We start from the raw sequence: 12,787 nt of genomic DNA, 5'->3' as shown, positions 1-12,787 counted from the left end.
CAAGTACGACCTCCGGCTGATGCTGACGGACGGTGGTGGCGCGCTGTCGGGCGTGATCGAGTACAGCACCGCTCTGTTCGACGCCGTGACGGTTGAGCGGATGGCCCGACACCTTGTGTCCGTGCTGAACGCGGTGGTCGACGACGCGGGACAGCGAGTGGGCGAGCTGCCCGTGCTCACCGCCGGCGAGTGCGACGTCCTGGTGGACGAATGGAACGCGACGGTTGAGCGGCTGCCTGCGGTGGGTGGCGTGCATGAGCTGATCGCCGAGCGTGCTGCGCGGACGCCGGACGCGGTGGCTGTGGTGTGTGGTGAAGATGCCGTTGTCTACGTGGAGTTGATGGGCCGGGCGAATCGTCTGGCGCATTACCTGCGGTCGGTGGGTGTCGGCTCGGAGTCGGTGGTGGCGCTGTGCCTGCCCCGTGGGATCGACATGGTGGTGGCCGTCCTCGCGGTGTGGCAGGCGGGCGGGGCGTATCTGCCGCTGGACCCGGAGTACCCGGCGGAGCGGCTGGGCTTCATGCTGCGCGACAGCCGGGCGGCGGTGCTGGTGGGCACCGAGGAGCTGGTCGACGAACTGCCGGTGGGGCGCCTGCGGACGGTGCTCGTGGACGACCCGATGGTGCGGGCGGCGCTCGTGGAGCTTCCGGCGAGTGCCCCCGAGGTGACGACGTCTCCCGACCAGCTGGCGTATGTGATCTATACGTCGGGTTCGACGGGCCGTCCGAAGGGCGTGCAGGTCGCGCATCGTGGTGTGGTGAACCTGGCGCAGGCGCAGGGGCGTGTGTTCGGGGTCGGTGAGGGCGAGGGGGTGTTGCAGTTCGCGCCGTTCGGTTTCGATGCTGCTGTGTCCGAGGTCGTGGTGACGTTGGCGGCGGGTGGCCGGCTGGTGGTGGCGACGGCGGAGGAGCGGGGCGAGCCGCGTGCGCTGGCCGGGCTGGTGCGGGAGAGGGATGTGCGGGTGGCGACGCTGCCGCCGTCGCTGCTGGCCGTGCTTGAGCCGGCCGATCTTGCCGGTCTGAGGACTCTGGTCACCGCCGGTGAGCGGCTGGAGGAGGCGGCGGCCGCGCGTTGGCGTGGCGAGTACCGGCTGCTGAACGCGTACGGTCCGACCGAGGCGACGGTCTGCGCGAGCATCGCCGTCCTCGAGGCCGACGGTGAGGGGGAGGGGGCTCCGTCCATCGGTGCGCCGATGGCCAACACCCGCGCTTATGTCCTCGACGGTCAGCTGCGTCCGGTGCCGGTCGGCGTGCTGGGCGAGCTGTTCATCGCCGGTGTGGGTGTGGCTCGGGGGTACGGGCGCCGGGCGGACCTGACGGGTGAGCGCTTCGTCGCCGACCCGTTCGCCGGGGACGGGTCGCGCATGTACCGCTCCGGTGACCAGGTGCGATGGCTGGCGGACGGACGGCTGGAATTCGTCGGCCGGGTGGACGATCAGGTCAAGATCCGAGGGTTCCGCGTCGAGCTGGGCGAGATCGAGACGGTCCTGGCCGGGCACGCCGCGGTGCGGGCGGCGGTGGTCACGGTCGAGGGTCTGGAGGGGGATCGCAGGCTGGTGGCGCATGTGGTGCCGGCGGATCAGGAGGAGGGGATGCCGGCCGTCGGTGAGCTGCGGGCCTTCGTGGGCGAGCGGCTGCCCGGGTTCATGGTTCCCTCGGTGTTCGTCGAGCTGGCCGCGCTGCCCCTCACGCCGAACGGCAAGGTCGACCGAGCCGCGCTTCCGGCTCCGGACGCCGTCCGTCAGGGCATGACCGGCTTTGTCGCGCCCGCGAGCGTGACGGAGCATCTGCTGGTCGAGGTCTGGGCCGCGGTGCTGGGCGTGGACGAGATCGGCGCGGCCGACGACTTCTTCGAGCTGGGCGGGCACTCGCTGCTCGCCACCCAGGTCGTCTCCCGCATCAGGGAGGTGTTCGCGGCCGAGATCCCGCTGGCCGTGCTGTTCGACCACCCGACGGTACGAGAGCTGGCCGCGGTGGTCGACCGGGCCGGCAACCAGGCGGTCGCCGCCGTGCCGCCCATGACGGTGGCCGACAGGGACGAGTCGCTGGCGCTGTCGTTCGCGCAGCAGCGCCTGTGGTTCCTCGACCAGATGGAGCCCGGCTCTGCCGAGTACAACGTGCCCCAGTCGATCGTCTGGGCCGGCGACCTGGACGTCGCCGCCATGAGCGAGGCGCTGACCGCGGTGGTGACCCGGCACGAGGTGCTGCGGACGCGCCTGGTGGCCGGTGCGGACGGCGTGCCGCACCAGGTGATCGACGAGCCGAAGCCGTTCCCGCTCGTGCTCACGGACGTGTCCGGCGACGCCGATCCGCTCGCCTCGGCCCGCGAGGTGATGCTCGCGGACGCCGTAACCCCGTTCGACCTGGCCGTCGGGCCGCTGATCCGCGCCACGCTGATCCGTGTACGGCCCGACGAGCACGTCCTCGCGCTGGCCATGCACCATGTCGTCTCCGACGAGTGGTCGGGCCAGATCCTGCGACGAGAGCTGGCCGCCCTGTACGACGCCTTCCGCGCGGGAGAGCCGGACCCGCTGCCGCCGCTGACCGTGCAGTACGCGGACTTCGCGGCGTGGCAACGGGAGTGGCTGACGGGCGATGTTCTCGAAGCCCAGCTCTCCTACTGGCGCGCCGCGTTGGCCGACGTGCCCGAGCTCGAGCTGCCCGCCGACCGGCCGCGTCCGGCGGTTCGTTCCTCCGCGGGTGCGGTGCGGCGGTTCAGTGTGTCGGCGGGGACGGCCGAGGCGCTGCGGGAGCTGTCGCGTGAGTGCGGCGCGTCGATGTTCATGACGCTGCTGGCGGCCTTCGACGTGCTGCTGGGCCGGTACACGGGGTCGGACGATGTGGTGGTCGGCACGCCGGTGGCGAACCGGAACCGTGCCGAGACGGAGGGCCTGATCGGGTTCTTCGTGAACACGCTCGTGCTGCGGGCGGATCTGTCGGGTGATCCGTCGTTCCGTGAGGTGTTGGGGCGGGTGCGGGAGACGGCTCTGGGTGCGTACGCGCATCAGGACGTGCCGTTCGAGCAGCTGGTGGACGAGCTGGTCACGGAGCGGGACCGGTCCCGGACCCCGCTGTTCCAGGCCTTGTTCAGCTACGTGGCCGGGGAGTCGGACGGCACCGCCGAGGACGCGGCGGGCGAGGGCCCCGGCGGTCGGGCCGACGCCGCGGACGACCTGGGCGCGAGCGAGCTGCCGGTCAAGTTCGACCTGGCGCTGACGATGAGCGACGCCGACGGAAGCCTGACGGGCACGATCGAGTACAGCACTGCGCTGTTCGACGGCACGACGGTGGATCGGTTGGCCGGTCACTTGGTCACGCTGCTGGAGGCCGTGGCTGAGGAAGCGGACTGCCGGGTGGGTGAGCTGCCGGTGCTGTCGGCGGGTGAGCGTGAGCTGGTGGTGGAGGGGTGGAACGCGTCGTCGGTGGAGCTGCCGGCGGTGGCCGGTGTGCATGAGCTGATCGCGGAGCGGGCGGTTGCCGCTCCGGATGCGGTGGCTGTGGTGGCGGGCGGGGAGTCGGTCACGTATGGCGGGTTGATGGCGCGGGCGAATCGTCTGGCGCATCTCCTGCGCGGTATGGGTGTGGGTGCGGAGTCGGTGGTGGGGCTGTGTCTGCCGCGTGGGGTGGACATGGTCGTGGCGATGGTCGCGGTGTGGCAGGCCGGTGGTGCGTATGTGCCGTTGGATCCGGAGTATCCGGCTGACCGGCTTGGGTTCATGCTGGCGGATGCGGGTGTGCAGGTCGTGGTGGGTCAGCGGTCCCTGGTGGAGGGGCCGGCGGTCGGGCAGGGTGTGTGGCTGGATGATCCGGCCGTACGGGAGGTCCTGGCCGGGCTGCCGTCGGAAGCGCCTGAGGTGGAGCGTTCCGCCGAGCAGTTGGCGTATGTGATCTATACGTCGGGTTCGACGGGTCGGCCGAAGGGTGTGCAGGTCGCGCACGGCAGCGTGGTGGGCATGGTGTCGGCGCTGGCTCCGGTCCTCGATGCTGGTCCGGGGGTGCGGATGCTGCAGTTCGCGTCGTTCAGTTTCGACGCGGCCGTCCTGGATGTGGCGGTGACGCTCGCCTCGGGTGGTGTCCTGGTGGTGGCGACGTCGGAGGAGCGGGCCGAGGCGGCTCTTTTGACGTCGATGCTGCGGGCCGAGGGGGTGCGCGCGGCGAGCGTGGTTCCGTCCCTGCTGGGCGTGCTGGACCCGGGGGCGGTGTTCGGTGTCGAGACGCTGCTGCTGGGTGCGGAGCGGCTGACCGAGCCGGTGGCCCGTGCCTGGTCGGCCGGTCGTCGGCTGGTGAACACGTACGGGCCGACCGAGTCGACCGTCATGGTGACCACCGGTGTCGTGGACCGGGACCTCCTCACCGGTGCGCCCGCGATCGGTGCGCCGGTGGCCAACGCCCGTCTCTACGTCCTGGACGACCGGCTGAACCCGGTCCCTGTGGGCGTCGCCGGTGAGGTGTACATCGCCGGTCCCCAGGTCGCCCGTGGTTATCGCGGTCGCCCGGACCTGACCGCCGAGCGGTTCGTCGCCGACCCCATCACCGCCGACGGCACGCGCATGTACCGCTCCGGCGACCGGGCGCGCTGGCTGCCGGACGGGCAGCTCGACTTCGTCGGGCGGGCCGACAGCCAGGTCAAGGTCCGCGGATTCCGGATCGAGCCGGGCGAGATCGAGGCGGTCCTGGCCGGCCACCCCCAGATCCGCACCGCCGTCGTCGCCGCCTGCGGCGACGAAGAGGACCGACGCCTCGCCGCATACCTTGTCCCAGCCGACCAGACCGCCGGTATCCCCTCCGTTGCCGACCTCCGCGCGTACGCGGGCAGCCGGCTGCCGGCCTTCATGATCCCGTCGGCGTTCGTGGAGCTTGCGGCGTTGCCGTTGACTCCGAACGGGAAGCTGGACCGTGCCGCCCTGCCCGACCCCGACAGCGCGTGGGCGGGTGTGGCGGGGGTGTTCGTCGGGCCGCGTTCCGGGGTGGAGCGGGTTTTGGCGGAGGTGTGGGCTGAGGTTCTGGGTGTGGAGCGGGTCGGGGTCGAGGACAACTTCTTCGAGCTCGGTGGCGACTCGATCGTGAGTATTCGTGTGGTGGCTCGGGCGCGTGAGCTGGGTGTTCATGTGACGGTGGCGCAGTTGTTCGATCATCAGACGGTGGCGGGGCTGGCGTCGGTGGCGTCGTCCGGGAGTGGGGTTGTTGCCGAGCAGGGTTTGGTGGTGGGTGGGTTCCCGCTCACTCCGATTCAGCGGTGGTTTTTGGAGCGGGGGTTGCCGCGGGCCGGGCATTTCAATCAGTCGACGGTTGTGGAGGTCGACGGGTGGGTTGATGTCGAGTTGTTGCGGTCGGCGGTGGGTGTGCTGGTCGAGCAGCATGATGCGTTGCGTTCGCGGTTCGTGCGGCGGGGCGGGGCGTGGGTCGGGCATGTGGTGGCCGCTGAGACGTCGGATCTGGTCACGGTCGTCGACGCGACGGGCGTGGGGGGTGAGGTTGAGGCGGAGTTCCTTGAGGCGCGAGCCACCGAGATCCAGGCCGGCCTCGACCTGGAGCAGGGACCACTCTTCAGGGTGGCGCTCTTCGACCTCGGCGATCGGGGGCAGATAGTCCTGGTCGTCGCTCATCACCTGGTCGTGGACGCGGTGTCCTGGCCGGTGTTGCTTGAGGATCTGGCGTCGGCGTATGCGCAGGTCGAACAGGGTGTCGGTGGTGTGGAGCTGGTGGCGAAGACGTCGTCGTTCGTGGCGTGGGCGCAGCGTCTGGAGGAGCTGTCGGGTTCGCCGGAGGTGGTGGCGGAGGCGGAGTTCTGGCGGGCCGTCGAGGCGGCGGCGGAGCCTTTGCCGCGGGTCTTCGAGGGCGGGGCGAACCTGGTGTCGGGGGCGCGGCGGGTGTCCGTGGTCCTGGATGCCGTGCTGACGGAGCGACTGCTGCGTGAGGTGCCGGCGGCGTTCCGGACGCAGATCAATGATGTGCTGCTGAGCGTGCTGGGTGCGGTGTTCACCGAGTGGAGCGGGTCGCGGTCTGTCGTGGTGGATGTGGAAGGTCACGGCCGTGAGGACGTCGGTGCGGACGTGGACGTGTCCCGTACGGTGGGCTGGTTCACCAGCGTCCACCCGGTGGAGCTCACCGCCCTGGTCGAGGGTGACCTGGGTGCGCTCCTGCGCCGTACGAAGGAGTACTTGCGGGGTGTCCCTCGCAAGGGTCTGGGTTACGGTCTCCTGCGCCACCTCACCGACTGGGTCCCGCAGGGGCATGCCGAGGTCGGCTTCAACTACCTCGGACAGTCCGGCCGCCGACCGGACGACACCGAAAAGGCCTCCGAGGCCGGACACACGCAGGAAGGGCGGGGCGGTCGCTTCCGGCCGCTGCCCGGCTCCCTCGGCGCGGGGGAGTCATCGCAGAACGAGCGCTCGTACCTGATCGACGTCAACAGCCAGGTGGCCGACGGTCGCCTGGAGATGGTGTGGACGTATGGCGCCGAGGTGCACGACGAGGCCACGGTCACCGGGCTCGCGGAGCGGTACGTCGAGGTGCTGGCCGAGCTGATCGAGTACTGCTGCCGCCCCGACACCGGCGGGTACACGCCCTCCGACTTCCCGCTCGCGGCGCCGATCGACCAGGCCGTGATCGACCGTGTCGCGCAGAGCCTGCCGACCGAGATCGAGGACATCTACCCGCTCACGCCCCTCCAGCAGGGCATGCTCTTCCACACGCGCCTCTCGGCCGACCCCGGCATGTACTGGGCGCAGAACGGCCTGATGCTGGAAGGCGGTCTGGACCTCGACGCCCTGAAGCGGGCGTGGGAGCTGGCGTTCTCCCGGCACGAGGTGCTGCGCACCGCGGTCGTCTCGGACGGCGTGCCGCAGCCGCTCGCGGTCGTCTCCCGCTCCGTACCCCTGCCCCTGGAAGTGATCGATCTCGCCCACCTCGACGAGGAGGAGCAGCGCGACGCGATCTCCGCGCACCTGGAGGCCGACTGGGCGCGTGGTGCGGACTTCTCCGCGTCGACGTTGGTTCGTCTGGCGTTGGTGCGTCTGGGCGAGGGCCGGCATCAGCTGGTGTGGAGTTATCACCACCTGCTGTTGGACGGGTGGAGTGTGCCCATCGTGCTGGGCGAGGTCCTGGAGGCCTATCACGCTTTCCGCGCCGGCCGGCGGCCCGAGTTGGGTGCGCGGGCGCCGTTCCGTGCGTTCGCGGCGTGGGTGGCGGGTCAGGACGAGGAGGCTGCGCGGGAGTACTGGGCCGGGCGGCTGGCCGGGTTCGGCGAGGTGACGTCGCTGGGCGTGGAACGGGCGACCGGCGAGGAAGGCCTGGAGGAGCTGCACCTGCGGCTGCCGGCGACGGTGGCGGGTGAGGGGCTCACGGGGTTCGCGCGGCGTCATCGGCTGACGTTGAACACGGTGGTGCAGGGCGCCTGGGCGTTGGTGCTGGCGTTGTACGCGGGTTCGGACGATGTCGTGTTCGGTGTGACGTCGTCGGGTCGTGGCGGTCAGATCGACGGCATGGACGAGATGGTGGGCCTGCTGCTGAACACCACCCCGGTACGGGTGCGGGTGGAGCGTGACCGGCCGGTCGCACAGTGGCTGGCGGGGCTGCAGGACGAGCAGGTTCGGGCGCGGCGCTTCGAGCACACGCCGCTGGTCACTATCGCCGACTGCAGCGAACTCCCGGCTGGGCAGGCGCTGTTCAACACCCTCTTCGTCTTCGAGAACTACCCGGTCGAGGAGCTGGAAGCGGGTCAGGCGGACTCTGCGGAAAGCGGCCTGCGCACGGGCTTCAACCACATGCGCGAACAGGCCAATTACCCCCTGACCGTGGCCGCCAGTTCGGCGCACCACCTCGCACTCCGACTCTCCTACGACCGTGCCCAGTTCGATGCGGCGACCATGGAGCGCCTCGGTGCGCATCTGGTGTCGGTTCTGGAGGCGGTGGCCGTCGATGCGGGGCAGCGGGTGGGTGACCTGTCGGTGCTGGGTGTGGGTGAGCGGGGGGAGTTGGTGGCGGGTGGTGATGGTGGGTGTGTGGTGTTGCCGTTGGTGGGTGGGGTGCATGAGCTGATCGCGGAGCGGGTGGTTGCGGCTCCGGATGTGGTGGCTGTGGTGGCGGGCGGGGAGTCGGTGACGTATGGCGGGTTGATGGTTCGGGCGAATCGTCTGGCGCATCACCTGCGGTCGGCGGGTGTGGGTGCGGAGTCGGTGGTGGGGCTGTGTCTGCCGCGTGGGGTGGACATGGTTGTTGCGGTGCTCGCGGTGTGGCAGGCGGGTGGCGCGTATCTGCCGCTCGACCCCGAATACCCTGCCGAGCGCCTGGAGTTCATGCTCGCCGACAGTGGCACCAAGGTGCTCGTCTGCGCGGGCGCGACGGCCGAGGGTCTCGGGGCGGAGACCGTGATCAGGCTGGACGATCCGGTGGTGGTGGGTGAGCTGGCCGGGCTTCCGGCGAGTGTGCCTGAGGTGAGGACGGTGCCGGACCAGTTGGCGTATGTGATTTATACGTCGGGTTCGACGGGGCGTCCGAAGGGTGTGCAGGTCGGGCACGGTGGTGTGGTGAATCTGGCGCTTGCGTTGCGGTCGGCGCTGGGTGTCGGGCCGGGTGTGCGGGTGTTGCAGTTCGCGTCGCAGAGTTTTGATGCGGCTGTGCTGGATGTGGTGGTGACGTTGGCCGGTGGTGGGGTGCTGGTGGTGGCCTCGTCCGAGCAGCGTCGCCTGCCGGCGGAGCTGCAGGGTCTGGTCCGCGCTGAGGGTGTGGTGTCGGCGAGTGTCTCGCCGTCGCTGCTGGGTGTGCTGGACGAGGTGGCGTTGTCGGGTGTGGGCAGCTTGTTCGTGGGTTCGGAGCGGGTTGGTGAGCAGGTTGTGCGGGAGTGGGCTGCCGGGCGCAGGTTTTTCGTCGGGTACGGGCCGACCGAGATCACGGTCATCGCCTGTGCCGGCCTTGCCGATCCTGATGCTGAGGGTGCGCCGACGATCGGCAGGCCGCTGGCGAACACGCAGGTGTATGTCCTCGATGAGCAACTGCGTCCCGTCCCCGTGGGTGTGGCGGGTGAGCTGTTCATCGCGGGCGCCGGTGTCGCCCGTGGCTATGGGGGTCGTCCCGGGCTGACGGGTGCGCGGTTCGTTGCTGATCCGTTTGCTGCGGACGGCAGCAGGATGTACCGGTCCGGTGATGTGGTGCGCTGGCTGGCGGATGGGCGGCTCGACTTCGTGGGCCGTGCGGACGAGCAGGTGAAGGTGCGGGGGTTCCGGATCGAGCCGGGTGAGATCGAGGCGGTGCTGGCCGGTCACCCGCAGGTGCGTACGGCTGTGGTGGCGGCGTTCGGCGAGGGTACGGATCGTCGTCTTGTGGCCTACGTGGTCCCGGCCGATGGCGTGGTCGGCATGCCGCCGCCCGGTGAGCTGCGGGAGTTTGTGGGTGGGCGGTTGCCGGAGTTCATGGTCCCGTCCGTTTTCGTCGAGCTGGCCGGGCTGCCGCTGACGGCGAACGGCAAGCTGGACCGTTCGGCTCTTCCCGCCCCTGAGGTGCGGCAGTCCTCGGGCGAGGGCTTCGTTGCTCCGGCCGGGACGACGCAAGAGCTCGTGGCCGGCATCTGGGCCGGCGTGCTGGGGCTCGACCGGGTCGGTGCCACGGACAGCTTCTTCGAGCTCGGCGGCCACTCGCTCCTCGCGACGCAGGTGATCTCCCGGATCCGCGAGGTCCTGGGCGTCGAGCTCGCCATGTCGGTGCTGTTCGACCAGCCGACCGTACGAGGCCTGGCCCAGGCCGTCGCGGAGGCGTCGGGAACGGCCGTGCCGCCCATGACGGTTGCCGACCGCGCCCAGCCGCTGCCGCTGTCGTTCGCGCAGCAGCGTCTGTGGTTCCTCGACCAGCTCGACCCCGGATCCACCGAGTACAACGTCGCACTCCCCGTCCTCCTCGACGGCGTGCTGGACATCGCGGCCCTGGGCGCTGCCCTGGGAGCGCTCGTCGCGCGCCACGAAGTGCTGCGTACCCGACTCGTCGCGGACGCGGACGGCGTGGCCCACCAGGTGATCGACCCGCCGGCCGCCTTCCCGCTCCTGGTGATCGACGTGTCCGGCAGCGACGACCCGCTCGGCCTCGCCGAGCAGATGGTCGCCCAGGGCATGACCGAGCCGTTCGACTTCGCGGCCGGGCCCCTGTTCCGCCGCACCCTGATCCGGCTCGGAATCGGCGAGCACGTCCTGTCGCTCGCCATGCCCCACGTCGTCTCCGACGAGTGGTCGGCGCGGATCATCCACCGGGAGGTCGCGGCGCTCTACGAGGCCTTCCGCGCCGGTGAGCCGGACCCGCTGCCGCCGCTGCCCCTGCAGTACGCCGACTTCGCGGTCTGGCAGCGCGACTGGCTCAGCGGCGGCGTCATCGAGGGGCAACTCGACTACTGGCGTGGCCAGTTGGAAGGTGTGACCGAGCTGGAGCTGCCGCTCGACCGGACCCGCCCGCCCGTCCGGTCGTCGGTGGGGTCGAGCACGCAGTTCACCGTGCCCGCCGAGACGGCGGAGGCGCTGCGCGGGCTGTCCCGCGAGAGCGGCACGACCATGTTCATGACGCTCCTCGCCGCCTTCGACGTCCTCCTCGGCCGTTACTGCGACACGGAGGACGTCGCGGTCGGCACGGCCGTCGCCAACCGGAACCGTGCCGAGACCGAGAGCCTCATCGGCTTCTTCGTCAACACGCTCGTCATGCGCACCGACCTCTCCGGCGACCCGACGTTCGCCGAACTCCTCCACCGGGTCCGGCAGACCGCGCTCGGCGCCTACGCCCACCAGGACCTGCCGTTCGAGCAACTCGTGGACGACCTCGTCACCGAGCGGGACTGGTCCCGGACGTCCCTGTTCCAGGTCTACTTCAACTACGTACGCGCCGGAGCCGGAGCGGCGGACGCCCCCGAAGCCGACGGACAGGACCAGGGCCTGGACGAGCTGCAGGGCCATGACCAGCACCGGACCCAGGACGCAGCGCCCGCCGACGCCACCGCCCCCGCCGACGCAGGTTCCGCCGTCCCCGGTCCCGCCATGACGCGCGACCTCACCCTCTCCGACCTGTCCCTGACCTTCCGGGACAGCGGCGACGGCGCCCTGTCCGGCGAGATCGAGTACAGCACCGCGCTGTTCGACGCCACGACGATCCAGCGCATGGCCGGCCACCTGGTCGCCCTCCTGCAGGGCGTCCTCGATCCGGAGCGCCGCATCGGCGCACTGGACCTGCTCGGCGACTCTGAGCGCTCGACGCTGCGGCAGCTCGGCACCGGCACCGAGACGGACACGGAAGGACGCCCCGTCCACCTGCTCGTCCAGGAGCAGGCGCACCGCACACCGGACGCCGTCGCCGTCGTGGAGGGGGACCGCCACCTCACGTACGGCGCGCTGAACGCGCAGGCCAACCGGCTCGCCCACCGGCTCGTCGCGGAGGGCGCCGGCCGCGAGGACGTTGTCGGTGTGTGCCTCGCCCGCAGCCTCAGGACGGTCGTGGCCCTGCTCGCCGTCCTCAAGGCCGGCGCCGCCTACCTGCCCTTCGACCCGGACCAGCCCGTCCAGCGGCTGGAGCACATGACCGAGTCCTCCGGCGCGGCGCTGGTCCTCACCGAAGCCGCACTGGACGAGCGACTGTCGACCGTGTCCGCGCCCCGCCTCCTCATCGACGCGGAGCGTCCGGACGTCGCCGTAGGCGCCACCACGACCGAGGCCGTCGCCACCGACGCCCCCCAGGTCGACGTCACGCCGCAGAACCTCGCGTACGTCATCTTCACCTCCGGCTCGACCGGCCTGCCCAAGGGCGTGCTCGTCCAGCACCACTCGTGGAGCCTGCAGCTGCAGGAGATGGGCCGGCGGTACGGCCTGACCTCGTCCGACGCGACCCTCCAGATGGCCTCCCTCACCTTCGACGCCGCGCAGGAGCAGCTCTTCGCGACCCTGCTGCTCGGCGGACGTCTCGTCCTGCGCGGAGCGGAGCAGTGGGCACCGGAGCGCGTGCTGCGCGAGATCCGGGAACAGGCCGTGACCTCCGTGGAGATCACCCCCGCACTCTGGGAGATGATCATTCCGGGCCTGGCGGCCGGCGCCAACCACGGCCCGGACTTCCGCTGGCTGATCCTGGGCGGCGAAGCGGTGTCGCCGCAGGCACTCGACCAGTGGTTCGCGCAGACGTCCGTGCCCATCTACAACACGTACGGGCCGACCGAGACGACCATCACCTGTGTCGCCTCCGAACTGCGGGGGCCGGTGCCGTTCGTGCCGATCGGGCTCCCGATCGCGGACACGAGGGTGTACGTCCTCGACGCCCGGTTCAAGCCGGTGCCCGTCGGCATCCCCGGCGAGCTGTACATCGGCGGCGCGGGCGTGGCGCGCGGCTACGGCGGCCGCCCCGCGCTGACGGCCGAACGGTTCGTCGCCGACCCGTTCGCCGGTGACGGAGCGCGCATGTACCGCTCCGGTGACCAGGTGCGATGGCTGGCGGACGGGCAGCTGGAGTTCCTCGGCCGCGCCGACCACCAGATCAAGGTGCGCGGCGTCCGCATCGAGCCGGGTGAGATCGAAGCCGTCCTCGCCACCCACGCCGGCGTCCGGTCGGCGGTCGTGACCGCCTTCGGCGACGGCATGGCCCGCCGCCTCGTGGCGTACGTGGTCCCGGCCGACCTCGGCGCCGGCATCCCGCCGGTGGCTGAGCTCCGTGACCACCTGCGCCAGAGCCTGCCCGAGTTCATGACCCCCGCGGTGTTCGTCGAGATCACCGAGCTGCCCCTGACGCAGAACGGCAAGCTCAACCGCGCCGCGCTCCCGCAGCCCGACCCCGCC

Annotated in this window: 1 pseudogene (running past one end of the window); it reads left to right on the top strand. The window is 70.9% G+C overall.

What is annotated here, in order from left to right:
• Window positions 1-12,757, top strand: a pseudogene (locus tag ACQEV8_RS03070) (amino acid adenylation domain-containing protein); its annotated part reaches 1,412 nt to the left of the window's first position; the annotation flags it as partial.
• Window positions 12,758-12,787 lie beyond the last annotated feature (30 nt).

Source organism: Streptomyces sp. CA-179760 (assembly GCF_050937045.1).
In the GTDB taxonomy this organism is placed as follows: Bacteria; Actinomycetota; Actinomycetes; order Streptomycetales; family Streptomycetaceae; genus Streptomyces.
Note: the sequence above shows the minus strand (reverse complement) of the source record. Positions and strands in the feature narration are given on the sequence as shown.